We start from the raw sequence: 23,674 nt of genomic DNA, 5'->3' as shown, positions 1-23,674 counted from the left end.
GCAATCTTCCGGGAAGGTGTTACCCCTCCATGCCTCTCGCGCTTCTGGCCCTCGCGATCGGGGCCTTCGGAATCGGAACGACCGAGTTCGTGATCATGGGCTTGCTGCCCGACGTCGCGGGTGACTTCGGCGTCTCCATCCCCACCGCCGGGCTGCTGGTCACCGGATACGCGCTCGGCGTGGTCCTCGGCGCCCCGCTGATGACCGTGCTCGGCACCAAGGTCTCCCGCAAGCGGATGCTGATGCTGCTGATGGTGCTCTTCATCGCCGGCAACCTGCTGTCCGCCTTCGCCCCCACCTTCGCGGTGATGCTGATCGGCCGCGTGGTCGCCTCACTCGCTCACGGTGCCTTCTTCGGCATCGGTTCGGTCGTCGCGGCCGACCTGGTCGCCCCGGACAAGAAGGCCGGAGCCATCGCGATGATGTTCACCGGCCTCACCGTCGCCAATGTGGTCGGCGTTCCGCTGGGCACGTTCGTCGGACAGTCCGCCGGCTGGCGCGTCACCTTCGGCATCGTCGCCGCCCTCGGCGTCGTCGGCCTGATCGGCATCGCCAAGCTCGTCCCCGACATGCCCAAGGCAGAGGGCGTACGCCTTCGCCATGAGCTCGCCGCCTTCAAGAACGCCCAGGTCCTGCTCGCCATGGCGATGACGGTCCTCGGCTTCGGCGGGGTCTTCGCGGCCATCACCTACATCGCGCCGATGATGACCCACGTCGCCGGCTTCGCCGACGGCTCCGTCACCTGGCTCCTGGTCCTCTTCGGACTCGGCATGGTCGGCGGCAACCTGATCGGCGGCAAGTACGCCGACCGCGCCCTGATGCCCATGCTCTACGTCTCTCTGGGCGCCCTTGCCGTCGTGCTCGCGCTCTTCACGCTCACGGCGCACAACAAGGTCCTCGCGGCCGTCACCATCGCGCTGATCGGCGCCCTGGGCTTCGCCACCGTTCCCCCGCTGCAGAAGCGCGTCCTCGACCAGGCGCACGGCGCCCCGACGCTGGCCTCGGCCGTGAACATCGGCGCCTTCAACCTCGGCAACGCCCTCGCCGCCTGGCTCGGCGGGATCGTCATCGCCGGCGGCTTCGGCTACACGTCGCCCAACTGGGTCGGTGCCGCCCTCGCCGCGTCCGCGCTGCTGCTCGCGTTCCTCTCGGCAGCACTGGAGCGCCGCGACGGAGCCGCAAGCAGCGCCGTCGTCACGGGCAGCGCCCCCGTCGAGCAGCGAGCCGCCGTACACCACTGAGCCGGCCCCTGTGCGGGGTCAGGGCCGCCCCCGCACACCTCTCCCGCCCGGTGGCGGGATGGTGACCTTCCGGCGCGACACCACACCGCTTCACCTCAGTACCCCACAGCACCGCTTCACCTCAGTACCCACAGCAAGGAGAACGCCCTCATGAGCACCACCACCGCAGCCGCCCCGCTGACGACCCAGGACGCCGACCTCCTCATCGCCGCCGCGCACCAGGCTGCCGAGGCGGCCGGGGTGAACGTCAGCGTCACCGTCCTGGACGCCGGAGGCCATCTGCTCGCCTTCCGCCGTGACGACCGCGCCGTACTGATCGCGGGGGAGACCAGCACCCGCAAGGCCTACACGGCACTCCAGCTCAACACCCCCACCGCCGACCTCGTCGACGCAGTACAGCCGGGAGGGCTCTTCCACACCCTGCCCACCGCGCTCGACCGTCCGCTGCTGTTCATCGCGGGCGGTGTGCCGGTCCACCGGGACGGCCGGCTGATCGGCGCGATCGGTGTCGGCGGCGGCGCGCCGGACCAGGACCACGGTTTCGCGACGACCGCGATCGAGGCGCTCGCCTGACGGCACCTGCACATCGGCCTCGGCCGGCAGAACCTGCGCATCGGCCTTGTCCGACAGCACCTGCACATCGATCTCGTCCGACAGCACCTGCGCATGGACGAGGAAACGCCGGCTCCCGAGGGGGCCGGCGTTTCCATGGGTGTCGTAGCCCGCGGTCGAGCCCTCAGCCCGCCGCGACCGTCAGCGGAGCGAACCGCCGGGTCCAGTCGCCGGGCAGCTCGGAGATGCCGTACGTCATGACCGAGTTGAAGGCGACGGAGGCCAGGCCGTGCTCCTTCGCCCAGGCCAGCAGCTCCTCGTGGCGTACGTCGATGTCCGTGCGCAGCGGGCGGTCGGTGTGGGCGGCGAGGGAGGCGATGAGTGCCTTCGCTGTCTCCGCGTCACGAGCGATCAGCGGACCCACGACATGCGTGTCCATGTTGGGCCAGGCACCCGTGTAGCCGATGATCCGGCCGTTCTCCTCGGCGACGCGCAGCTGGTCGGCGAAGGCGGGCAGCCGCGTGACGATGTGGGTGCGATCGGCGCCGAACACCTCCTCGTCGAGCCGCACGATGGTACTGAGGTCCTCGGCGGTGACGGCGCGTGTGGCGATCGACGGCACCGACGCACCGGGCGTGAAGTATCCGCGCAGCATCTCCGCCCGCCCGGTGACCTTGAAGCCGAGCTCCTCGTACAGCGGCCGGCCGTTCGGCGTCGCGTGCAGCGTCAGCGGCGTCGTACCCATCGAGTCGACGATGTGTCGCATGAACCGGCGTCCGATGCCCTGGCGGGCGTGCCGCTCGGCGACCAGGACCATGCCGATGGCTCCCAGTTCGGGGCGTTCTCGCGGACCGTACTCCGTGACGACGCAGGCGCTGACGAGACCGCCGTCGGGGTCGTCGATGCCGTAGCCCCTTCCGGCTGTGAGCAGGAACTGCCACTTGTGTTCCTCACGGGGCCAGCCCCGATCCTCGGACAAGTCTGCGCAGGCGGTGAGGTCGCGAGGCGTCAGACGGCGGATGGGCAGAGCGGCGAGGGAAGGAGTCGGCACGCAGGTCAGGCTGTCTGACAACAGCCCTGATCGTCCACCAGTTTCCGGGGAGACGTACGACCTTTTGGCCATGCCATGGGTGCCCGCACAGCACGCCGATAGTCGCTGGGTGTTTCACGTGAAACATGGGCGAACGGCGAGCATCCGCCATAGGGCCTTCCAAGAAGGGATCGGCGGCATTCGCCATTAGCCTGATGGTTCATGGCGAGACTGCACCTCTTCGACTTGGACGGCACGCTTCTGCGTGGAACATCTGCGCCCGTGGAGATCTCAAGGCAGCTTGGGCTGGAGCTTGAGACGGCCGCGCTCGACCGGGAGGTCTCGGCAGGGCTGATCGGCCCTCCGGAGTATGCGCAGCGGGTGCACGCGCTCTGGGCCGAACTCACGGAGGTCCATGTGGCGGCCGCTTTCGAGAGTGCTCCTTGGATGACCCGGATCCGGGAGGTCTGGGCCGAGATCAGGGGACAAGGCGACTACTGTGCCGTGATCTCGCTTTCGCCCTCATTCTTCGTGGAACGGCTGACGGGCTGGGGTGCGCACGCGGCGTACGGCTCACGCTTTCCTGCCGTGCCGTTCACCGAACCCGTCGATCCGGCCGGAGTGCTCAGTGCCGAGGCGAAGGTTCGCATCGCCGACCTGCTCTGTGAGGAGTTCGGCGTGACGCGAGCCCAATGCGTCGCCTATGGCGACTCGGGGTCGGACAAAGCCCTGTTCGGAGCTGTTCCGGTGTCTGTCGCGGTCAACGCGGACCATCATCTGGCCGGCCTTGCGACCCATACCTACATGGGGATGGATCTGTGGGAAGCCTATGAATTGGTGCGCAGCGGCCGGTAATTGAAGGAATTAACCGTTCGTCCCCTCGCCCATTTCGTGAGGACGCAAGGGGGGACTTGTGATCGGGGCCTTGGCCGGTAGGGTCGACTCCGGTTCGTGTCCGAGCTGTGATCCAGACTCCCGGCGCGGACCGAGCGCAAGGCAGAGCAGCGTAATGGGACGGAGAGATCGAAGACCCGCATTCTCGGTTATGGAGCCAGGGCGCTGACGCTGGGTGGGATGCTGCGGTGAGAGCACTGCGGCCAATGTCACACTCTCGCCTTACTTGTCCGTACTGGGTGTGAATGCGGGTTGAATGTTGCCGTATTGGATCGCGGCAACGAACGGGGAATGCAAGCCGTCGCGGGGGATCAGGCACCTTCCGATCGAGGAAGTGCGCAGACCGACCGAAAGATGTTCGAGGCGAGGCACACCATGGACGCTCCGACCACCACGTCGGCCGACAACGGCACTTCCGGCGGCGGGGGCGGCTGGTTCACGCCGCGCAAGCAGCCGGCGACGACTCCGGGCACTGAACAGGAAGCCACCGAAGGCCGACGACTTGCCGCCATGCGCCCGGTGGGCAGGACCTTGACGACCGACGAAGAGGCCCAGCCGGCCGAGGACCGAGACACCGGCCCCGGTGAGGCACACCAGGCAGCCGGTCCCGATCACACCGGTGCCGACGCGAGGGCAGCCGGTCCCGATCACACGGGCGCCGGGGCGAGGGCACCACAGCAGGGAGCCCCGCCCTCGACGGCGCCCCCTGAACGGCCCGCCTCCGGGCACATACCGCCTCCCCAGCAGACGCCCCCCACAACGCCCCCCACCGCTCCGGCATCGAGCCAGCCGTCGTACGCCACAGCCCAGGCCGCACCGGCACGGCCCCAGACGTCGTCCTTCAGCGCCTTCGAGGCATCCGGGTCCGTGGCGGCGCCCACCTCTCCCGCGCAGTCGACGTCCCCTTCGCAGCCGGCCTCCTTCGCACCGCCCGCCGAGCAGCTGCACGTCCCGTCCCAGCGCCCCGCGCCGGCCCAACCCGCCTCCCCGGACGCCGTACTGATCCGCCGGACGATGGCCGAGGTGGGCCCCGTGGCCGACAAGGTCACCTCGTACTTCTATGCGCTGCTCTTCGTGCGCCACCCCGACCTGCGGTCCCTGTTCCCCGCGGCGATGGACACCCAGCGGGACCGGCTGTTGAAGGCCCTGCTCACCGCGGCCGAGCACATAGACAACAAGCCCGTCCTCGTCGACTACTTGCAGAACCTCGGCCGCGGCCACCGCAAGTACGGCACCCGGCCCGAGCACTACCCGGCCGTCGGCGAATGCCTCATCGGCGCGCTCAGCAAGTACGCGCCCGACATCTGGAGCGGGGACATGGAGGCCGCCTGGGTCCGGGCGTACACGACGATCTCCCAGGTCATGATCGACGCCGCCGCGGCCGACGAACTGCGCGCCCCCGCCTGGTGGTACGCGGAGGTCGTTTCGCACGAGCTGCGAACCTCGGACGTCGCGGTCCTCACCGTCCGCCCCGACCAGCCCTATCCGTTCCTCGCCGGGCAGTACACCAGCGTGGAGACGCCCTGGTGGCCCCGGGTCTGGCGGCACTACTCCTTCGCCTCCGCGCCCCGCTCCGACGGCCTGCTGACGTTCCATGTGAAGGCCGTGCCCGCGGGCTGGGTCTCCAACGCGCTGGTGCACCGCGCCCGGCCGGGCGACATCATCCGGCTCGGGCCGCCCGGCGGCTCCATGACCGTGGACCACACGACCGACAGCGGGCTTCTCTGCCTGGGCGGCGGCACCGGCATAGCGCCCATCAAGGCACTGGTCGAGGACGTCGCCGAGCACGGCGAGCGGCGACCGGTCGAGGTCTTCTACGGCGCCCGCACCGACCAGGACCTCTACGACATCGACACGATGCTCAGGCTCAAGCAGTCCCACCCGTGGCTGGAGGTCCGCCCCGTGGTGGACCGGCAGGGACTGCTCCAGCTCCCCGAAGCCATCCGCGAGTACGGACCCTGGATCGAGTACGACGCCTATGTCTCCGGTCCGCCCGGCATGATCCGCAGCGGAGTCGACGTGCTGAGGGCCAGCGGCATCCCGGTCAACCGCATACGCCATGACTCGGTGGAGGAACTCGTCGTCGCGATGTGAGGTCAGCCCAGGTCGGGCGCGTGCATCGCGCGCACTCCCTCGATGTTCCCGTCGAGGTAGTGCCGCAGTGACAGCGGCACCAGATGTACGGATGCGATCCCGACCCGGGTGAACGGCACTCTCACGATCTCGTACTCGCCGATGGGCTCGTCCACCTCGGGGCCGTGCCGCAAGGACGGGTCCATGGACCCCAGGTGGCAGACGAAGAAGTGCTGCACCTTCACGCCGGTCGCTCCGCCGTCCTCGCCGATGTGCTCCACGGTGTCGACGAAGCAGGGCACCACATCGGTGATCTTGGCGCCGAGTTCCTCGTAGACCTCGCGGTGCAGGGCGTCGACGACGGTCGCGTCCGTCGGCTCGACGCCGCCACCGGGCGTGAGCCAGTACGGATCCATGCCGGGCTTGGTGCGCTTGATCAGGATCAGGTCGTTGCCGTCCAGCAGAACGGCGCGTGCGGTGCGCTTGACCACGGGTCGGACGGTCATGGGAGAAATGTGGCCCGGCTGGTTCCACGTGAAACATCGCGAAACGTCACCGGTCGAGCTCACCGGGTGATGTCCCTGCCGGGTGGGCGCAGATGGGCCGCAGACCGCTGCTCGCACCCATCGAAACGCGCCCCTCGGGACTGGCCGGTGCGCCGTGCTCAGGCCCAGTCCGAGGCCGCTCGCAGCAGCCACTCATGGGCCCGCGCGATATGCGGCATGGCCAGCGTGCCGGTGCGGACCACGAGGAAGTACGTCCGCAGCGGTGGCACCGGCGGATCGTGCAGGGCGACGACCTCGCCCCGCTCCAGAGCGGCGGCACACAGATAGCGGGGCAGCACCGCGAGCCCCGCTCCCGCGCCCGCACAGGCCAGGACCGCGCGCAGGTCAGGGACGATCACGGTGCCCGGGGCGGCGGGGCGGCAGTCGTACACCGAAGCCCAGTAACGGGAGACGAAGGGGAGGGACTCGTGCACCTCCACCACCGGGACGTCCTCCAGGGCATGCGCACCCTTGTGGCGCAGCTGGCCCTCGCCGATCCGCTCTACCCAGCGGGGAGCGGCGACGAGCACGTGCTCCTCGTCGCAGAGCGGAGTCGCCGTGAGCAGGGCGCCGCGCGGACGGGCCGTACTGATGGCCAGATCCTGATGTCCGGCGGCCAGCCCCTCCAGGGCTTCCTCGGCGTTCCCGAAGGACGCGCGCAACGCGAAGCCCTGGCCGTCCTCGCCGGTCAGCTCGGTGAGTGCGGGCAGCGCGCGCTCTGCCGTGAACTCGGGAGGGCCCGCGAGGTGCAGGGACCGCAGGGAGGACTCGTCGTCGAGGCCGGTCTCGGTGATCTCGACCAGGGCGTCGAGATGCGGCGCGGCCTTGTGGGCGAGCTCGTCGCCGATGGTCGTGGGCGTCACCCCGCGGGCCTGGCGCAGAAACAGGGGGCGGCCCAACTGCCGCTCCAGAGTGCGGATCTGCGAGGTCACGGCCGGCTGCGACAGCCCCAGCAGTGCGGCGGCGCGAGTGAAGGAGCCGGCCCGGTGCACGGTCACAAAGGTGCGCAGCAAGGCCAGATCCATACCCGACGCTCCCCTTCCCCGCCCTTCTCCCCGCCCCCAGGGCAGGGCCCAACTATAAATAAGTCGATAGGTCTCTGTCGCTACTGTGATTGGACACTGACAGAGAGTCAACTAGCCTTGTTCGCGCGGTTCTTCGCGCGCGGAACCGAGGGCGGTCCGAGCCACGAGGGGGGAGGCTCGGACCGCCCGTTCGACGTATCGGACCGTCGACGGGCACAGGGTCGGCCCCGTTCACCCAGCCGATTCGTCCAACGCCCGCAGCACATCGGCCACCAGATCCTCCGGATCCTCCGCGCCGACCGACATGCGGATGAAGCCCTCCGGTACGGCGTCGCCGCCCCAGCGGCCCCGCCGCTCGGCCGTGGAGCGCACTCCGCCGAAGCTGGTCGCGTCGTCGACGAGCCGCAAGGTGTCCAGGAAGCGCTCGGCACGCGCGCGCGTGGGCAGCGTGAAGGACACCACGCACCCGAAGCGCCGCATCTGCCGCGAGGCGATCGCGTACGAGGGGTCCGCGGGCAGCCCCGGATAGCGCACACCGAGCTCTTCCGGCCAGTCCCGCAACGCCTCGGCGACCGCGAGGGCGTTGGCGCTCTGCCGTTCCACGCGCAGGTGGAGAGTGGCGAGGGAACGATGGGCCAGCCAGGCCTCCATGGGCCCCGGAATCGCCCCGACGATCTTGCGCCACCGCCGCACCGCGGACATGGCCTCGACGTCGCGGCCCGTGACGTACCCCAGCAGCAGGTCGCCGTGCCCCGTCAGCTGCTTGGTGCCGCTGGCCACCGAGAAGTCGGCGCCGAGTTCCAGCGGGCGCTGCCCGAGCGGCGTCGCGAGCGTGTTGTCTACGGCGACGAGAGCACCGCGCGCGTGGGCCTCCGAGGCGAGCCGCCGGATGTCGCACACGTCGAGGCCGGGGTTGGACGGCGTCTCGATCCACAGCAGTTTCGCGCCGTCCAGGACGCCGAGCTGGGCGTCCCCGCCGGTCGGCGCGGTCCGCACCTCGATGCCGTACGCCTCCAACTGCGCGCGCACCAGGGGCAGCGCCTGATAGCCGTCGCCGGGCAGGACGACCGCGTCCCCGGACCGCAGCCGGGAGAAGAGCACCGAGGAGATCGCGGCCATGCCGGAGGCGAAGACCAGCGTCTCGACGCCGTCCTCCCCCGGGGCCTCCAGCTCGCCGACGGCGCGTTCCAGAAGCGTCCAGGTCGGGTTCTCGTCCCGTCCGTAGGTGTACGGCCCTGTCGGTTCGCCCGGCAGGTGGAAGTGGGCGGCGAACACCGGACCCGGCAGAGTCGGCTCGTACTTGACCGGCTCGGGCAGGCCCGCCCGCACCGCGCGCGTGCCGTCGCCGTCGGAAGGCAGCCCCTGGGGGCCCGGGTCGCTCATGCCGCGTGTCCCTCCACTTGTTCGCGGACCGCGGCGAGCAGGCCCGTGCTCGCCGCCTCCACCATGTCGAGGCACTCCTCGAAACCGTCCCTGCCGCCGTAGTACGGGTCCGGCACGTCGAGGTCGTCGCCTGCCTCCGGGTCGTACGAACGCAGCAGCCGTACCTTCGCCGCGTCCTCAGGCGATGGAGCGAGGCGCCGCAGGGCCTTGAGATGCCCGGAGTCGAGGGCGATCACGAGGTCGAGGCGGGCGAACCAGGACGACTGGAACTGACGGGCTGTGTGACCGCCGTCATAGCCGTGCTCCTCGAGGACGGAGACCGTGCGCGGGTCCGCCGGGTCGCCCTCGTGCCAGCCGCCGGTGCCGGCGCTGTCGACCTCGACCCGGTCGTCGAGTCCGGCTTCCTCCACGCGGGCGCGGAAGACGGACTCGGCCATCGGCGAGCGACAGATGTTGCCGGTGCAGACGAAGCAGACGCGGTAGGTCATCGGGTCCTCAGTCTCCGTCGGGCAGGGCGAGGTTGAGCGCCCAGGAGACGATCGAGATGATCAGGCCGCCCAGTACGGCCGTCCAGAAGCCGTCGACATGGAAGCTCAGGTCGAGCTTGTCGGCGAACCACGAGGTCAGCAACAGCATCAGCGCGTTGACGATCAGCGTGAACAGGCCGAGCGTCAGAATGAGCAGAGGCAGGCTGAAGAGCTTGACTATCGGCTTGACCAGGAAGTTCACCAAGCCGAAGATCAGCGCGACGAGGAGCAGGGTGCCTATCTGCTTGCCCGTGCTGTCACCGGTGAGAGTGATCTTGTCGAGCAGCCAGACGGCGACCGCCAGGGCGCCCGCGTTGGCGATCGTCTTGACTACGAAATTCTTCATGTGTCTGATCGTGGCAGACGAGATCGGCCACGAGCACTGGGATGAGGGCGGACGACAGCGATGAAGGCATTCCGGCTGGACGAACTGGAGGCGGAGCGCGCCGCCAACGAGGGCGCCTACCTGCAGTTTCTGCGGGAGCGGAACATGTCGGTCGGCCTGTACGCGCTCGACGCCGGCGAGCACGATCCACAGAGCCCGCACAACCAGGACGAGGTCTACTTCGTTGTGAGCGGCCGCGCCCAGATCACCGTCGGCATGGAGACCACGAACGTGGCGCGCGGCAGCGTGGTCTACGTACCGGCCGGGGTCGCCCACAAGTTCCACCACATCAGCGAGGACCTGCGGGTGCTCGTGATGTTCTCTCCGCCCGAGAGCTGACCTTCGGCCTCAGGGTTCCCTAGGGGTTCGATCAGGGGAGGACAAGGGCTGCGAGGCCCCCGCTGGGGCACCTGCCCGTCCTAGCATCGAGTGCGGGGAATCAGAAGATTCGCCGACATCAGGACCCGGCACAGGACGGGCGGAGAGGTAAGGACGAGGGCGATGCGTGAGATCTTCGCAGGACTGCCGTGGTGGGTTAAGTGGATCGCGGTGCCGGTCATCGCCCTGGTCGTGTTCGGCGGGCTGATAGCGAGCGTGGTCGGATTCGTGATCGGACTGCTCTTCAAGGTGCTGGTCTTCGTGGCACTGGTCGGCGGACTGATCTACGTCGTACGGAAGTTCATGTCGAGCTCTTCGTCACGCAGCGACTGGTGAGGGCCGTGGGGACCGGTGGGCGGTAACAGGAATCACCGGTTCCCTCGGGCGAGGGAAGTTTCCCGGACGGGGCGACCGCGGGCGGTGGCGGGCCAATAGAGTCCGGAAATCGACGCGGGGACCGGCCCCGCGAGCGGCGTACACCCCACCCGTGTTCCCGCACGGGCTGCCCCCCTCGCGCTACGGGAGTGACCCTTGGCCAAGGTAGACACCGCACCATCGGACCCCCACGCACCCCCGGCCCGGCCGCGCTCCTCCGTACCCCAGGTGCCGCGGCAGGCCTCCCCGGAACCCTCCGAGCCGTCGAACTCCGCGACCCTCATCGGATCCGTCCAGCGCGCGATGCGCCTGCTGGAACGTGTCGCCGAGCACGAGTACGGCGCCCCCGCCAAGCAACTCGCCCGTGAGACGGGCCTGGCCCTGCCCACGGCGTACCACCTGCTGCGCACGCTGGTGCACGAGGGCTATCTGCGCCGCGACAAGGGACTGTTCTTCCTCGGCGAGGCCGCCGTGCGGCTGAGCAGCAGCGGAGCCGAGCAGAAACGTCGCAGCACGGTCGCCGAGACCCTCGCCAGGTGCCGGGACGCCATCGGTGTGCCCGTGTACTACGCCCAGTACCGCGACGGCGAGATCGAGGTCGTGTGCGTCTCCGACACCCCCGGCAACCCGGCGGTCGAGGAATGGGCCGACTTCCGCGAGACCGGCCACGCCCACGCGATCGGCCAGTGTCTGCTGTCCCAGCTCGACGAGGACGCCCGGCGCGACCACCTGGAGCGCCACCCCGTGCAGTCCATCACCCCGTACACGGTGCGCGACGGCAGCTCGCTGCTCCGCCGCCTCGAACGGGTCCGCAGGATGGAGCCGGTGGTCGAGCGTCAGGAGTACGCGCTGGGCACGGTGTGCGCGGCGATCCCGATCACGCTGGGTACCACGGCGGCGACGATGGCCATCTCCCTCCCCGTCCAGCAGTCCGACCGACTGCTGTCGGCGGCGCGGCAGCTCCAGGAGGAGATCGGGCGACTCCTGGGGTCACTGGCGATCTCTATCAGTATCTGAAAACTCACTCCTTGTGATCTCTCGTGTACTTTCAGCAAGATTCCACCAGGCCTGGGGTCCGGTCCCGGCCAGTCGAAGGCAACCGACGGGGTAGGCGATGCGAGAGTCCGTACAGGCAGAGGTCATGATGAGCTTTCTCGTGTCCGACGAGCTCGCGTTCCGCATCCCGGTCGAGCTGCGTTACGAGACCTGCGATCCCTATGCGGTACGGCTGACCTTCCACCTGCCCGGGGACGCCCCGGTGACCTGGGCCTTCGGTCGGGAGCTGTTGGTGGACGGCGTGGGCAGGCCGTGCGGGGAGGGCGATGTACGCGTCTCACCTGCTGGTTCCGAGACGCTGGGGGATGTTCTGATCCGGCTTCAGGTGGGTGCCGACCAGGCGCTGTTCCGGTCCTCGGTGGCGCCGTTGGTGGCCTTCCTCGACCGCACCGACAAGCTGGTGCCGCTGGGGCAGGAGGGCGCGCTCGCCGACTTCGACGCCCATCTCGACGAGGCCCTGGACCGCATCCTCGCGGAGGAGCAGAGCGCCGGCTGAAGCGTTACGCCGGTGCGATGCGGGTTTGGCGTAACGCTTCAGCGGTGTGCAAGGGGCGCGTGGGAGCGCTCCTCGTGCGCCGGGTGTGCTTTGCGCTCCGCCGGATGGGCGAAGTCGGCCGCAGCGGTTTGAAGCCCTTCAGGGGGTCGACGCCTCGCGGGCCGGCTGCCTCCCGGTCCGTCGCCGACTCGGATCCCGCCGCCGCCACGGCGTCCGTCGGCGGGCTCGCGTCACTGCTTCCGCCGGCGGTCGCGCGTCAGCACTTCCGCCGGCGGCCGCGCGTCACCGCTTTCCCCGGCGGGCTCGCGTCACCGTTTCCTCCGGCGGTCGCGCGTCAGTACTTCCGCCGACGCCCCCGCGTCACCGCTTCCTCCGGCGGCCGCGCCCACCCGGCCTGGGGCCCGGCTGAGCGCCTCCCGGGCCCGGCTGGGCGCCCGCGGGGACCGGCTGGGCGCCGGTCGGCACCGAGCCCGTCTCCGGACGGTCGGCCGAGACCACCAGGGCCGCGAGAGCGGTGGTCACCGGTACCGATGCGACCAGGCCGATGGAGCCCACCAGCGTGCGCACGATCTCCTCCGCGACCAACTCGCTGTTGGCGACCGTGCCGACGCCGCTCTGCGCGATCGAGAAGAGCAGCAACAGCGGCAGCGCGGCGCCCGCGTAGGCGAGGACGAGGGTGTTCACGACGGAGGCGATGTGGTCGCGGCCGATGCGGATGCCCGCCCGGTACAGCCCGCGCCAGCCCATCGTGGGGTTGGCCTCGTGCAGCTCCCAGACCGCGGAGGTCTGCGTGACCGTCACATCGTCGAGGACACCGAGCGAACCGATGATGATGCCCGCCAGCAGCAGACCGCTCATGTCGATCGACGGATACAGCCCGTGGATGAGGCCGGTGTTGTCGTCGGTGTTGCCGGTGAGCGCGGCCCAGTCGATGAACACCGAGCCGAGGATGCCGATCAGCAGCAGCGAGATCAGTGTGCCGAGCACCGCGACCGATGTCCGGGCCGAGAGGCCGTGGCACAGATAGAGGGCGATCAGCATGATCGCGCTCGACCCGACCACCGCCACGACCAGCGGGTTCGAGCCCTGGAGGATCGCGGGCAGGATGAAGAAGTTGAGCACCATGAAGCTGATGGCCAGCGAGATCAGCGCCATCACGCCGCGCAGCCGGCCGACGACCACGACGGCGATGGCGAAGATGCCGGCGAGCACCGACAGCGGAACGCGCCGGTTCACATCGGTGACCGAGTACTGGAGGTCCTTCGGCGCGGAGGGCTCGTAGGCGACCACGACCTCCTGGCCCTCGTGCAACTGGCGGGACTGGTCGGGCTGCACGATCTCCGTGAACGTACGGCCCTTGTCCTTGCCGGTGTCGACCTGGATCGTGGCCTTCTTGCAGGTACCGCTCTCCTGCTGCGCCGCGGAGGAACCCTCGGCGGTGGAGGTGTCGCCGGTCGGCGGCACGCCTGAGGCGTTGACGTCCTTGCAGCTCAGCTCGACGACCTTGGTGACCGTGGCCTGCTGCGTCTGCCGGTCGAAGCCGACTCCGGTGCGCTCGTGGCCCGGGGCACCGCCCGGCCACAGCACCGCGAGACCGACCACCACCGCCGCGGCGAACGGGATCAGAACCGCGGCGATGACCTTGCGCAGATGCCGTGAGACCGGCGTCGCGGGCCCGTGGGCGTGACTGTGCGAGTGTCCGTGGCCCTGTCCGGGCCCATGCCCATGGTCATCGTTGCCCCCGCCGCCACCGCCCTGCCCGCCGCCGGATCCGGGGCCGTGACCATGGCCTCCACCGGCATCAGGGCCGTGACCATGGCCTCCACCGGCATCGGGGCCGGGACGATCGCCCGGACCGGGTCCCTGCCGGTACGGGCCGCCTGAGCCGTATCCACGATCCTGCGGACCGCCGGCTCCGCTTCCGCGCTCATGCGGACCCCCGGGCCGAGGGCCGGGTTCCTGCCAGTCGCCGGTTCCGCCCCGCGGCTCCCGCATCCCACCGGGACGGAGGTCGTGCGCGTGCCAACCGCCGGTGTCAGTCGTGCGACCGTCGGGGACGCCAGCAGCACCACGGTCGAATCCACCGTCGGGCGTGCTCGCCGAACCACGGCCGAATCCACCGTCGTAACTGCCTCCGGGGACGCCCGAACCCCGGCCGTCCGTACGGCCGTTGCCCTGTGCGGGGCGGTTTCCAGGGCCATTTCCGGAGCCCGGGCCGCGAGGCGGATCGGGCGGTGGGAACGGAGGCTCATGCGTCGTGGTCACCGCCCGATCATCGCAAGAACGGTGGGGGCCCTCTGTTCAGCGCGCCCGAATTGGCGCTAGCGTGGTGCCACCTTTGTACACGCGGGAGCTCGGAGCACCGGGCTGAGAGGGCGCTGACCTCCGTCCCAGCGATGTTTCACATGAAACATCACTCATCACGAGTGATGTTTCACACGAAACGTCGGCAGACGGATACCGCTGCGTCGACCGCCGAACCTGTTACCGGGTAATGCCGGCGTAGGGAGTAGGTCTCATGACCATCAAGGACGCGCGCACGCCTGCCTCCAGCCAGGACGAACAGCCCATTCAGGGTGAAACGTCCACGGAGGCCGGGAAGTCCATCGGCTGGCACAAGGCGTATGTCGAGGGCACGCGCCCCGATCTGCGGGTGCCGGTCCGCCAGGTGCACCTCACCAACGGGCAGTCGGTCACTCTGTACGACACGTCGGGCCCGTATACCGATCCGGTGGCCGATACCGACGTCCGCAGGGGTCTCCCCCCGCTGCGGGAGAACTGGATCATCGCCCGCGGCGACACCGCGGAGTACGCGGGTCGTCCCGTCCGTCCCGAGGACGACGGCATCAAGCACACCTCGCCGCGCGGCGGTCTGCGCAACCTCGACGCGGTCTTCCCCGGACGTCCGCGGCAGCCCCGTCGCGGCCGTGACGGCCAGGCGGTCACGCAGCTCGCCTATGCGCGCCGGGGCGAGATCACACCCGAGATGGAGTTCGTGGCCATCAGGGAAAACGTCTCTCCCGAGGTGGTCCGTGAGGAGATCGCCGCGGGCCGGGCGGTGCTGCCCGCCAACGTCAACCACCCGGAGATCGAGCCGATGATCATCGGCAAGCGGTTCCTGGTGAAGGTCAACGCCAACATCGGCAACTCCGCGGTCACTTCCTCCATCGAGGAGGAGGTCGAGAAGATGACCTGGGCGACCCGCTGGGGCGCCGACACGGTCATGGACCTGTCGACCGGCCGCAACATCCACACGACCCGCGAATGGGTGCTGCGCAACTCCCCCGTGCCGATCGGCACGGTGCCGCTCTATCAGGCGCTGGAGAAGGTCGACGGCCGCGCCGAGGAGCTGACCTGGGAGATCTACAAGGACACGGTCATCGAGCAGGCCGAGCAGGGCGTGGACTACATGACCGTCCACGCGGGTGTGCGCCTGCCGTACGTCCCGCTCACGGCCAACCGCAAGACCGGCATCGTCTCGCGCGGCGGCTCGATCATGGCGGCGTGGTGCCTGGCGCACCACAAGGAGAGCTTCCTGTACGAGAACTTCGAGGAGCTCTGCGAGATCCTCGCGGCCTACGACGTCACGTACTCGCTCGGCGACGGCCTGCGGCCCGGCTCGATCGCGGACGCCAACGACGAGGCGCAGTTCGCGGAGTTGAGGACGCTCGGGGAACTCAACCGGATCGCCAAGCGTTTCGACGTACAGACCATGATCGAGGGCCCGGGACATGTCCCGATGCACAAGATCAGGGAGAACATCGACCTTCAGCAGGAGATCTGCGATGAAGCTCCGTTCTATACGCTCGGCCCGCTGACCACGGACGTCGCGCCGGCATACGACCACATCACGTCCGGCATCGGTGCCGCGATGATCGCCTGGTGGGGCACGGCCATGCTCTGCTACGTCACGCCCAAGGAGCACCTGGGCCTGCCCAACCGTGACGACGTCAAGACCGGCGTCATCACCTACAAGATCGCCGCCCACGCGGCCGATCTCGCCAAGGGGCACCCCGGTGCGCAGGAGTGGGACGACGCACTGTCCGACGCCCGCTTCGAGTTCCGGTGGGAGGACCAGTTCAACCTCGCCCTGGACCCGGACACGGCACGGGAGTTCCACGACGAGACGCTTCCGGCCGAGCCGGCCAAGACGGCCCACTTCTGCTCCATGTGCGGGCCGAAGTTCTGCTCGATGAAGATCTCCCAGGACATCCGCCGTACCCATGGCGGATCCCGGGCGGAGATCGAGGAGGGCATGGCCCAGAAGTCGCAGGAGTTCGCCGCGGCGGGTAACCGGGTGTACCTGCCGATCGCGGACTGACGTCACCAGGGGGGCAGACCAGGCGCCCTGCCCCCTCTCGTCACGCCTGGACGCCGGCATCGCTGAACTGGCCGACTTCGGCGACAGTATCCGGAGCGCCAAGCCCCCGAAGTCGGGCGTGCTGCGCCGCGGTCGGGCCTGTCGGCCGGATGTGCGCTGCCGGCTGTTCGGCTTGCGCCTCCCCGAGGAGATGTCCCCGGGGTTCCCGCGAGGAGGTCCTCTGACGGGGCCTTCTCACGGCGGGGGCGCAAGCCGAGGGGCTACTCCGGCTGGTGTTCGGGCCCTCCGAAGTCCGGGCTCGTGTAGTCCGGGCTCGTGTAGCTCGGACGCGGGCCAGGGACAGCGCCGTTGTCCGGGCTGCTGAAACCCGGACGGCCGTAGCCGAGGTTCGGGATGCGGCCGGCCGGTGTCGTCGGCGGCGTGCGGTGCAAGGCCGCCGTCGTGCCGGGGTCGGCCAGTGCCTCCCGAAGGAAAGGCAGGACGCCGCGTTCCAGCAGGGCCTCGCGCCAGGCTTCCCTGGCCCGGGCGACCTCTTCGCTCAGTTCGCCGTACGGCCCCGAGTCGAAGGCCGGCCGGTTGCGCAGGGCGGTGAGCAGGAGACCGACGGCGGCGACCAGGATCGCGGCCGCCGCGATGGCGCCGAACACCCATCCGGTGGTGAGCATCGTCTGAGCGAACGCCGGCTCGGGGTTGAGCATCTTCAGGATGTAGCCGACGAGCAGGAAGATCGCCGCGGCGGTGCCCGCCAGGACGGGTGCCAGCACGGCGACCACGGCGACTATGCCGGGGCCGGCCGTCTCGGCGACTTCTCCCATGGTGGTGGCGAGCCCCATCGCGCCCGTGCCCGACTCGGAGGAGCCGGACTCGCGGCTGGACGACGGGGTGGACGGCGCCGGCTGGCGCAGTTCCTCGCGGACCTTCACGTAGTGCTGGTACTCGGTCGCCGCGGCCGCCGTGATGAGTGCGGTGGCGTTCAGCGCCATGGTGCGCAGCTGTTCGGGGTTGAGCCGCTGTCCCACAGCGGCCAGTTCCGGGCGGTGTGGTGCGGAGCGCAGCGCCTCGTCGAGGATCCGCTCGTACTCTTGGCGGTCCTCGCTGTGCAGGTGCTGCGGAACGCTGTTCATGTGCATCCCCCGATGCTCCGTAGGGCTTGGGGCTCGCATGCCAACGAGCCGTCGGGCAGAAACGGAGGGGAGCCTGCTACGGATAAGCCGATGGTAGAGCGGTGACGGCACACGGTGACAGGGGGTTTGCCAAAATTGGGCCCTGGCCTGCGCCGTCCTCCGTCCCTGCGTGATGGGGGGTCGTCTGCCCGGTGAACGTTCAGATATCCAGGGGAAGTTGCTGGACCAGCAGCTTTCCGGCCATGGTCACGCCGCCGTCCATCGCGATGGCGAGCCCTTCGGCGTAGAGGTGCGGCCCCTCGACCAGCGGCCCGCTGTTGTCCTCGCCGTCCTCGGAGCCGACCTCGCCCAGCAGGTACGGAATGGGGCTGTGACCGTGAACGATGCGGGTGCCGCCGTACGTATCGAGCAGCGAGCGGACATGGTCCGGGCCGCCCTCGTCGCGGAAGGAGAAGCGCTTGGTGAACTTGCGGAAGAGGTCCCAGACCTCGTCGGCGTCGTTGCGCGTGAGTGTCTCGCGGACGGTGTCGTTGACCGCTTCGATCGAGTCGCCGTAGTCGAGATAGGCCGTGGTGTCCGAGTGCACCAGCAGATGCCCGTCGACCTCCTCCATGGCGTCCAGTCGGGACATCCACTGGAGGTGGTGGTCCTGGAGGCGGTCCATGTCGGTCTTCTGGCCGCCGTTGAGCAGCCAGGCGGCCTGGAAGGTGGCCGTGCCCGCGCCGGAGTTGACGGGAGTGTCGCCGAAGCGCTTGGCGCCGAGCAGCAGCAGCTCGTGGTTGCCCATGAGGGCCTTGCAGTAGCCGCCGGCCGCCGCGGCCTCGGCGGACAGTCGCATCACGAGGTCGATGACGCCGATGCCGTCCGGGCCGCGGTCGGTGAAGTCGCCGAGGAACCACAGCCGTGCGGTGCCCGCGCACCAGTTCCCCGCCGAGTCGATCAGGCCCTTCTCCTGGAGAGCGGCCACCAGCTCGTCGAGATAGCCGTGCACGTCACCGACGACGAACAGCGCACCGGAGCCGCTGTTCGGCTGCTCGGCCGGCAGCGAGGCGGGGTCGACATGCACCTGGACGGTGTCGCCGCGATTGATGACCGGCAGGTCGCGCTGCGTGGGCGTGTACCCCTCGGGATACGTCTCCTCGGCGGGCGGGGCGACGTCGCCCGGGTGCGTGCTGGCATACGGACCGGTCTCGTGGACGTACGCGGGTACCCGGAAGTCGCGCAACGTCGCCGTGCGCTCCACCTCGGGTCCCTGACCGGCCCCCTGAGTCATCAGACCCCTCCACCATCACGCCGCATCTGCACCGCATCGGACTGCCTGGTCGCAGCGGCCCGCGGTGTCGTGGGCCCATCATAGGAATGCCGATCGCGCCATGTGATGACCCAGGGGTGGTGAATCGGAGCAGGAGTGCTGTTCACCGCGGCTTTCGCCCCGATTGGGCAGGGCTTCTACCACTCGACGACCGCGCCCTGCCCGCCCCCCGACCTGCTTCTGCGGTCCTTCGGCGTGCGCCTAATGGTCCTCGGGAGACCGCGGCGGACTGACCGTCGTGCGCGGCGGGCGTCGCTGGGACGAAGTACGCACGATCAACTCCGTCGGTATCACCTGCTCGACCGGCTGGTCCGACTCGACCCCCTCGATGGCGTCGATGAGGAGCTGGACCACCGCCGTGCCGATGCGGCGCGGCTTGAGCGAGAGCGTGGTGATGGGCGGCTCGGTGTTGGCGTACACCGTGGACTCGCTGCAGCACACCAGGAGCAGGTCGTCCGGTACGCGCAGGCCGTAGCGGCGGGCGGCGGCGAGCAGGTCCGTGCCGTTCGGGTCGAACAGCCCGTAGACCGCGTCGGGCCGGTCGGGCCTGGCGAGCAGCCGGTCGGCGGCGACGGCGCCGGCGCACGGGTCGTGCGCCGGGTACGCCTCGTAGACGGGGTCCTGTCCGACCCGTTCGCACCAGCGCAGATACGCCGTGGTCGACAGATGCGTGTACGTGTCCGTCGTGGTGCCGGTCAGCAGACCGATCCGGCGGGCGCCCGCGTCGGCCAGGTGGTCGAGGATGCCCATCACGGCGGCCTCGTGGTCGTTGTCGACCCAGGCCGTGACCGGGAGCGAACCGGCGGGGCGGCCGTCGGAGACGACCGGGAGGCCCTGTCTGACGAGTTCGCTGACGACCGGGTCCTGGTCGGACGGGTCGATGACCACCGTGCCGTCGAGGGCGACGTTCGACCACACGTCGTGGCGCGAGGTCGCGGGGAGGATCACGAGGGCGTAGCCGCGGGCGAGCGCGGCCGAGGTGGCCGCCCTGGCCATCTCGGCGAAGTACGCGAACTCCGTGAAGGTGAAAGGTTCATCCCCGTACGTCGTCACGGTCAGGCCGATGAGTCCCGACTTGCCGGTACGGAGTGTCCGGGCCGCGGCCGAGGGCCGGTAGCCCAGCCGGTCGGCGACCTCGCGGACATGGCGGCGGGTGGCGTCGGGGAGCCGGCCCTTTCCGTTGAGGGCGTCGGAGACGGTCGTGATGGAGACTCCGGCGGCGGCCGCCACGTCTCTGATGCCCGCCCGACCGGGCCGACTGCCTCGACGTGAGGTTTCCGCGCGGCTCACCTGGTGCTTCCCTGCTGCTGTCATGGCGAGCCGATAGTAGGGCTCATGCGGTGGGGTAGTGCGGACGCATATGCAGTCGTTGACAGGCACGTTTCTGCAAGGTCATAGACCGTCAGATCCCTTTGAAAGCAAGGGAGTTGAACGATCCAATGGCAAGACGTGACTTGTCGGCGCGCATGGGCCTGCCAAGTGTCCGATGTTTCGAAGAGGTCTCAACTCACCTTCACGGGGGATGCGCGCCAGGGCGCGAGCCACCGGCGCGTAGATATATGTGTGGCGCGCCCCCCGGTTCGTACGCCTTCGTGCGCCGATGCCCTTGATGCTGGTGTGACAGGTGTGATCAGCAGCCCGGGTCTGCCCCGCCCGTGGGCATCGCCTCTTCCTCACCTGTACGCATCGGCGCGGAATCCTCATAAGGTGAGAAGTATTGGAGCCGGCGGTGGTGATGGGCCGCCGGTGGTCGCGAGGAGGACTGCGGTGAGCGAGACGAGCCCCAAGCTGCGCGCTGAGCTGGAGGGTATCCCCACCTACAAGCCGGGCAAGCCCGCCGCGGCCGGTGGTCCGGTGGCCTACAAGCTGTCCTCCAACGAGAACCCGTATCCGCCGCTGCCGGGCGTGATGGAGTCCGTCACGGTGGCTGCCTCGTCGTTCAACCGCTACCCGGACATGATGTGCACGGGGCTGATGAACGAGCTGTCCGAGCGCTTCGGCGTCCCGCTCTCCCACCTGGCCACCGGCACCGGCTCGGTCGGTGTCGCTCAGCAGCTGATCCAGGCCACCGCCGGCCCCGGCGACGAGGTCATCTACGCGTGGCGGTCCTTCGAGGCGTACCCGATCATCACGCAGGTCAGCGGTGCCGCCTCCGTGCAGGTGCCGCTGACGTCGGACGAGGTGCACGACCTGGACGCGATGGCCGCAGCCATCACCGACCGCACCAGGCTGATCTTCGTCTGCAACCCGAACAACCCGACGGGCACGGTCGTGAAGCGGGCCGAGCTGGAGCGGTTCCTCGACCGGGTGCCGAGCGATGTCCTGGTGGTGCTGGACGAGGCCTACCGCGAGTTCATCCGCGACCCCGAGGTGCCGGACGGCGTGGAGATCTACCGCGAGCGGCCGAACGTCTGCGTGCTGCGGACCTTCTCCAAGGCGTACGGCCTCGCCGGTCTGCGCGTCGGTTTCGCGATCGCCCATGAGCCGGTCGCGGCGGCCCTGCGCAAGACGGCCGTGCCCTTCGGGGTGAGCCAGCTCGCGCAGGACGCGGCCATCGCCTCGCTGCGTGCCGAGGACGAACTGCTCGGCCGGGTCGGGTCGCTGGTGTGTGAGCGCAACCGTGTGGGCGACGGGCTGCGGGCCCAGGGCTGGACGGTGCCCGAGACCCAGGCCAACTTCGTGTGGCTGCGGCTGGGGGAGCGCACGGTCGCCTTCGCCCAGGCGTGTGAGCAGGCGGGCGTGGTGATCCGGCCGTTCCCGGGCGAGGGTGTGCGGGTGACGATCGGAGAGGCCGAGGCGAACGACATCTTCCTGAAGGTGGCGGAAGGCTTCCGCAAGGAGCTCTAGAGGCTCCGGGGGCACGGCCGGGCGGCGACGGGGCTATGCCGGCACGGTCAGGCGTCGACCAGTTCCACGCGGACGGGGTCGCCGTCGCGGACCGTCGCCAGCAGGCGGGCGTCGCCGTCGAGGCGGCCCAGGATGTTGCACGGGCTCGCGAGGCGGCACTCGGCGCCTCGCGAGATCGGTGTCGGTCCGTAGGGGAGGGCGAGCGCGTCGCCGTCGGTCCAGAAGGCGACTGTGCCAGGCTCGACCACCTGTTGTGCGTCCGTTTCACGTGAAACGGACACCCCTGTGTCGAAGTACACCTCCTCGCCCCAAGTGCGAGCCGTGGAGCTGAGAGGGAGGGCCTTGCTGAGGGCCTGAGCCGTCGGGGTGTCGTCGAGGGTCGCGGTGAGATGCCCCGAGGGCCAGGAGATACATATCCGAAGCGGTGTCTGTGGCTGCATGCAGGCGATTCAACAATATGTTGAAGTTCCCGCCAAGGGGTTGGCCCGAACGAGGGACCCCCCGTGAGGGCCTGGAATGTCCGTGCTGCATAATTGCTTGTGAATGTGAACGCTTTCACAAGCGTATGTAAGGAGCAGCGACGTGGACCTGGCTTTGGCGCCGGAGACCCTGGCGCGATGGCAGTTCGGCATCACCACCGTCTACCACTTCCTGTTCGTCCCTCTGACGATCTCGCTGGCCGCCCTCACGGCCGGGTTGCAGACCGCCTGGGTACGCACGGAGAAGGAGAAGTACCTCAGGGCGACGAAGTTCTGGGGGAAGCTCTTCCTGATCAACATCGCGATGGGTGTCGTCACCGGCATCGTGCAGGAGTTCCAGTTCGGCATGAACTGGTCCGACTACTCCCGCTTCGTCGGTGACGTCTTCGGTGCTCCGCTCGCCTTCGAGGCGCTGATCGCCTTCTTCTTCGAGTCCACCTTCATCGGGCTGTGGATCTTCGGCTGGGACAAGCTGCCGAAGAAGATCCACCTGGCCTGCATGTGGATGGTGTCGATCGGCACGATCCTGTCGGCCTACTTCATCCTGGCGGCCAACTCCTGGATGCAGCACCCCGTCGGCTACCGGATCAACGAGGCGCGGGGACGGGCCGAGCTCACCGACTTCTGGCTGGTTCTGACCCAGAACACCGCGCTCGCGCAGGCCTTCCACACCCTGTCGGCGGCCTTCCTCACCGGCGGCGCGTTCATGGTCGGCATCTCCGCCTTCCACCTGCTGCGCAAGAAGCACATCCGCGAGATGAAGACCTCGCTGCGACTCGGCCTGGTCACCGTCGCCGTCGGCGGCCTGCTCACCGCCGTCAGCGGTGACACGCTCGGCAAGATCATGTACGAGCAGCAGCCGATGAAGATGGCCGCGGCCGAGGCCCTGTGGGACGGCGAGAAGCCGGCGCCCTTCTCGATCTTCGCCGTCGGTGACGTCGACAAGGGCCACAACAAGGTCGCCATAGAGATCCCCGGCCTGCTGTCCTTCCTGGCCAAGGACGACTTCACCTCGTACGTCCCCGGCATCAACGACGTCAACAAGGCCGAGCAGGAGAAGTACGGTCCCGGTGACTACCGGCCCAACATCCCCGTCGCCTACTGGGGCTTCCGCTGGATGATCGGCTTCGGCATGGCGTCGCTCGCCGTCGGAGTGGCCGGGCTCTGGCTGACGCGCAAGAAGTTCATGCTGCCGCAGCACCTGCGGACCGGTGAGGACGAGGTTCCGCATCTGGTGCTGCTCCCCAAGAAGGCACTCGGCCCGAAGCTGACCAAGTGGTACTGGCGCATCGCGATCTGGACCCTGGCCTTCCCGCTGATCGCCAACTCCTGGGGCTGGATCTTCACCGAGATGGGCCGCCAGCCATGGGTTGTCTACGGCGTCCTGCGGACCCGCGACGCGGTCTCCCCCGGCGTCTCGCAGGGCGAGGTCCTCACCTCGATGATCGTCTTCACCACGCTCTACGCCATCCTCGCCGTCGTCGAGGTCAAGCTCCTCGCGAAGTACGTCAAGGCCGGCCCGCCCGAGCTGACGGAAGCCGACCTGAACCCGCCCACGAAGATCGGCGGCGACTCCCCTGACGCCGACAAGCCGATGGCCTTCTCGTACTAGGCCGAGGGAGCTGCACAGT

The 23,674-nt window shown here is 69.2% G+C and carries 22 protein-coding genes; 11 read left to right on the top strand and 11 right to left on the bottom strand.

Annotated elements, in window-relative coordinates:
- Positions 1–29 precede the first annotated feature (29 nt).
- Entirely contained in the window at positions 30–1,241 is a 1,212-nt protein-coding gene (locus PGH47_RS21310; protein WP_271664757.1) for an MFS transporter, read from the top strand.
- Positions 1,242–1,391: 150 nt separating this feature from the next.
- Positions 1,392–1,814, top strand: a complete 423-nt coding sequence (locus tag PGH47_RS21305; RefSeq protein ID WP_271664756.1) for a GlcG/HbpS family heme-binding protein — start codon at positions 1,392–1,394, stop codon at positions 1,812–1,814.
- A 163-nt stretch (positions 1,815–1,977) separates the two neighbouring features.
- Here PGH47_RS21305 and PGH47_RS21300 read toward each other — a convergent pair whose 3' ends face one another.
- Positions 1,978–2,844: a GNAT family N-acetyltransferase gene (locus tag PGH47_RS21300; RefSeq protein ID WP_271664755.1), complete on the bottom strand. Its 867-nt coding sequence runs from the start codon at positions 2,842–2,844 to the stop codon at positions 1,978–1,980.
- A 201-nt stretch (positions 2,845–3,045) separates the two neighbouring features.
- Between PGH47_RS21300 and PGH47_RS21295 the strand changes: the two genes are divergently transcribed.
- A complete protein-coding gene (locus PGH47_RS21295; protein ID WP_271664754.1) occupies positions 3,046–3,678 on the top strand; it encodes an HAD family hydrolase in 633 nt (210 codons plus the stop codon).
- 414 nt (positions 3,679–4,092) lie between these two features.
- Positions 4,093–5,811, top strand: a complete 1,719-nt coding sequence (locus PGH47_RS21290; RefSeq protein ID WP_271664753.1) for a globin domain-containing protein — start codon at positions 4,093–4,095, stop codon at positions 5,809–5,811.
- A gap of 2 nt (positions 5,812–5,813) precedes the next feature.
- On the opposite strand, the gene PGH47_RS21285 is transcribed toward PGH47_RS21290, so the two are convergent.
- The 5 genes from PGH47_RS21285 to PGH47_RS21265 form a co-directional block, all read right to left on the bottom strand.
- A complete protein-coding gene (locus tag PGH47_RS21285) occupies positions 5,814–6,296 on the bottom strand; it encodes an NUDIX domain-containing protein (RefSeq protein WP_030967399.1) in 483 nt (160 codons plus the stop codon).
- A gap of 158 nt (positions 6,297–6,454) precedes the next feature.
- Positions 6,455–7,360, bottom strand: coding sequence for a LysR family transcriptional regulator (locus PGH47_RS21280; protein ID WP_271664752.1), 906 nt, complete (start codon positions 7,358–7,360; stop codon positions 6,455–6,457).
- Positions 7,361–7,591: 231 nt separating this feature from the next.
- A complete protein-coding gene (locus PGH47_RS21275) occupies positions 7,592–8,743 on the bottom strand; it encodes a cystathionine gamma-lyase (protein ID WP_271664751.1) in 1,152 nt (383 codons plus the stop codon).
- Positions 8,740–9,231: a low molecular weight protein-tyrosine-phosphatase gene (locus tag PGH47_RS21270; protein ID WP_271664750.1), complete on the bottom strand. Its 492-nt coding sequence runs from the start codon at positions 9,229–9,231 to the stop codon at positions 8,740–8,742. The genes PGH47_RS21275 and PGH47_RS21270 overlap by 4 nt, the downstream gene beginning before the upstream one ends.
- A 7-nt stretch (positions 9,232–9,238) precedes the next feature.
- Positions 9,239–9,616 (bottom strand): phage holin family protein, encoded by a 378-nt coding sequence (locus PGH47_RS21265; RefSeq protein ID WP_030957564.1) that lies wholly within the window; start codon positions 9,614–9,616, stop codon positions 9,239–9,241.
- A 60-nt stretch (positions 9,617–9,676) separates the two neighbouring features.
- On the opposite strand from PGH47_RS21265, the gene PGH47_RS21260 reads away from it, so the two are divergent.
- The 4 genes from PGH47_RS21260 (at position 9,677) to PGH47_RS21245 (ending at position 11,960) form a co-directional block, all read left to right on the top strand.
- Positions 9,677–9,994, top strand: a complete 318-nt coding sequence (locus tag PGH47_RS21260) for a cupin domain-containing protein (RefSeq protein WP_107905001.1) — start codon at positions 9,677–9,679, stop codon at positions 9,992–9,994.
- A 162-nt stretch (positions 9,995–10,156) separates the two neighbouring features.
- Positions 10,157–10,369: a DUF5326 family protein gene (locus tag PGH47_RS21255; RefSeq protein WP_030820182.1), complete on the top strand. Its 213-nt coding sequence runs from the start codon at positions 10,157–10,159 to the stop codon at positions 10,367–10,369.
- A gap of 195 nt (positions 10,370–10,564) precedes the next feature.
- Complete coding sequence (locus PGH47_RS21250; protein ID WP_376050995.1) at positions 10,565–11,425, top strand: IclR family transcriptional regulator; 861 nt, start codon at positions 10,565–10,567, stop codon at positions 11,423–11,425.
- A 97-nt stretch (positions 11,426–11,522) separates the two neighbouring features.
- A complete protein-coding gene (locus tag PGH47_RS21245) occupies positions 11,523–11,960 on the top strand; it encodes an SsgA family sporulation/cell division regulator (RefSeq protein ID WP_271664749.1) in 438 nt (145 codons plus the stop codon).
- Positions 11,961–12,320: 360 nt separating this feature from the next.
- On the opposite strand, the gene PGH47_RS21240 is transcribed toward PGH47_RS21245, so the two are convergent.
- Positions 12,321–13,955, bottom strand: coding sequence for a YibE/F family protein (locus tag PGH47_RS21240; protein WP_271664748.1), 1,635 nt, complete (start codon positions 13,953–13,955; stop codon positions 12,321–12,323).
- 523 nt (positions 13,956–14,478) lie between these two features.
- Here PGH47_RS21240 and thiC point away from each other — a divergent pair.
- Positions 14,479–16,281, top strand: coding sequence for a phosphomethylpyrimidine synthase ThiC (gene thiC, locus PGH47_RS21235; RefSeq protein WP_271664747.1), 1,803 nt, complete (start codon positions 14,479–14,481; stop codon positions 16,279–16,281).
- A gap of 260 nt (positions 16,282–16,541) precedes the next feature.
- Here the strand turns inward: thiC and PGH47_RS21230 are convergent, their stop codons facing one another.
- From PGH47_RS21230 to PGH47_RS21220, 3 genes are all read right to left on the bottom strand, one after another.
- Positions 16,542–17,411: a hypothetical protein gene (locus PGH47_RS21230; RefSeq protein ID WP_271664746.1), complete on the bottom strand. Its 870-nt coding sequence runs from the start codon at positions 17,409–17,411 to the stop codon at positions 16,542–16,544.
- Between the two features lie 193 nt (positions 17,412–17,604).
- On the bottom strand, positions 17,605–18,678 hold the full coding sequence (locus PGH47_RS21225; protein ID WP_030966691.1) for a metallophosphoesterase: 1,074 nt from the start codon (positions 18,676–18,678) through the stop codon (positions 17,605–17,607).
- A gap of 240 nt (positions 18,679–18,918) precedes the next feature.
- Positions 18,919–20,031, bottom strand: a complete 1,113-nt coding sequence (locus PGH47_RS21220) for a LacI family DNA-binding transcriptional regulator (RefSeq protein WP_269639286.1) — start codon at positions 20,029–20,031, stop codon at positions 18,919–18,921.
- A gap of 453 nt (positions 20,032–20,484) precedes the next feature.
- Here PGH47_RS21220 and hisC point away from each other — a divergent pair, with 453 nt between their 5' ends.
- On the top strand, positions 20,485–21,564 hold the full coding sequence (hisC, locus tag PGH47_RS21215; protein ID WP_107905005.1) for a histidinol-phosphate transaminase: 1,080 nt from the start codon (positions 20,485–20,487) through the stop codon (positions 21,562–21,564).
- Positions 21,565–21,611: 47 nt separating this feature from the next.
- Here the strand turns inward: hisC and PGH47_RS21210 are convergent, their stop codons facing one another.
- Positions 21,612–22,004: a cyclophilin-like fold protein gene (locus PGH47_RS21210; RefSeq protein WP_271664745.1), complete on the bottom strand. Its 393-nt coding sequence runs from the start codon at positions 22,002–22,004 to the stop codon at positions 21,612–21,614.
- Positions 22,005–22,146: 142 nt separating this feature from the next.
- Between PGH47_RS21210 and PGH47_RS21205 the strand changes: the two genes are divergently transcribed.
- Positions 22,147–23,655 carry a cytochrome ubiquinol oxidase subunit I gene (locus PGH47_RS21205; RefSeq protein ID WP_269639288.1) on the top strand — a complete coding sequence of 503 codons (1,509 nt, stop codon included), beginning with the start codon at positions 22,147–22,149 and terminating at the stop codon, positions 23,653–23,655.
- Positions 23,656–23,674: the final 19 nt, after the last annotated feature.

This window comes from Streptomyces sp. HUAS 31 (assembly GCF_028198125.1).
GTDB classification, from domain to species: Bacteria; Actinomycetota; Actinomycetes; order Streptomycetales; family Streptomycetaceae; genus Streptomyces; species Streptomyces chartreusis.
Note: the sequence above shows the minus strand (reverse complement) of the source record. Positions and strands in the feature narration are given on the sequence as shown.

What these genes read in the sequence shown, in the direction of transcription:
- thiC (WP_271664747.1), top strand. Translation starts at nt 14,479, where the DNA reads ATGACCATCAAGGACGCGCGCACGCCTGCCTCCAGCCAGGACGAACAG.
- PGH47_RS21295 (WP_271664754.1), top strand. Translation starts at nt 3,046, where the DNA reads ATGGCGAGACTGCACCTCTTCGACTTGGACGGCACGCTTCTGCGTGGA.
- PGH47_RS21285 (WP_030967399.1), bottom strand. Translation starts at nt 6,296, where the DNA reads ATGACCGTCCGACCCGTGGTCAAGCGCACCGCACGCGCCGTTCTGCTG.
- PGH47_RS21265 (WP_030957564.1), bottom strand. Translation starts at nt 9,616, where the DNA reads ATGAAGAATTTCGTAGTCAAGACGATCGCCAACGCGGGCGCCCTGGCG.
- PGH47_RS21275 (WP_271664751.1), bottom strand. Translation starts at nt 8,743, where the DNA reads ATGAGCGACCCGGGCCCCCAGGGGCTGCCTTCCGACGGCGACGGCACG.
- PGH47_RS21255 (WP_030820182.1), top strand. Translation starts at nt 10,157, where the DNA reads ATGCGTGAGATCTTCGCAGGACTGCCGTGGTGGGTTAAGTGGATCGCG.
- PGH47_RS21225 (WP_030966691.1), bottom strand. Translation starts at nt 18,678, where the DNA reads ATGACTCAGGGGGCCGGTCAGGGACCCGAGGTGGAGCGCACGGCGACG.
- PGH47_RS21240 (WP_271664748.1), bottom strand. Translation starts at nt 13,955, where the DNA reads ATGCGGGAGCCGCGGGGCGGAACCGGCGACTGGCAGGAACCCGGCCCT.
- PGH47_RS21290 (WP_271664753.1), top strand. Translation starts at nt 4,093, where the DNA reads ATGGACGCTCCGACCACCACGTCGGCCGACAACGGCACTTCCGGCGGC.
- PGH47_RS21230 (WP_271664746.1), bottom strand. Translation starts at nt 17,411, where the DNA reads ATGCACATGAACAGCGTTCCGCAGCACCTGCACAGCGAGGACCGCCAA.
- PGH47_RS21220 (WP_269639286.1), bottom strand. Translation starts at nt 20,031, where the DNA reads ATGACAGCAGCAGGGAAGCACCAGGTGAGCCGCGCGGAAACCTCACGT.
- PGH47_RS21245 (WP_271664749.1), top strand. Translation starts at nt 11,523, where the DNA reads ATGCGAGAGTCCGTACAGGCAGAGGTCATGATGAGCTTTCTCGTGTCC.
- PGH47_RS21310 (WP_271664757.1), top strand. Translation starts at nt 30, where the DNA reads ATGCCTCTCGCGCTTCTGGCCCTCGCGATCGGGGCCTTCGGAATCGGA.
- PGH47_RS21305 (WP_271664756.1), top strand. Translation starts at nt 1,392, where the DNA reads ATGAGCACCACCACCGCAGCCGCCCCGCTGACGACCCAGGACGCCGAC.
- PGH47_RS21210 (WP_271664745.1), bottom strand. Translation starts at nt 22,004, where the DNA reads ATGCAGCCACAGACACCGCTTCGGATATGTATCTCCTGGCCCTCGGGG.
- PGH47_RS21280 (WP_271664752.1), bottom strand. Translation starts at nt 7,360, where the DNA reads ATGGATCTGGCCTTGCTGCGCACCTTTGTGACCGTGCACCGGGCCGGC.
- PGH47_RS21260 (WP_107905001.1), top strand. Translation starts at nt 9,677, where the DNA reads ATGAAGGCATTCCGGCTGGACGAACTGGAGGCGGAGCGCGCCGCCAAC.
- PGH47_RS21270 (WP_271664750.1), bottom strand. Translation starts at nt 9,231, where the DNA reads ATGACCTACCGCGTCTGCTTCGTCTGCACCGGCAACATCTGTCGCTCG.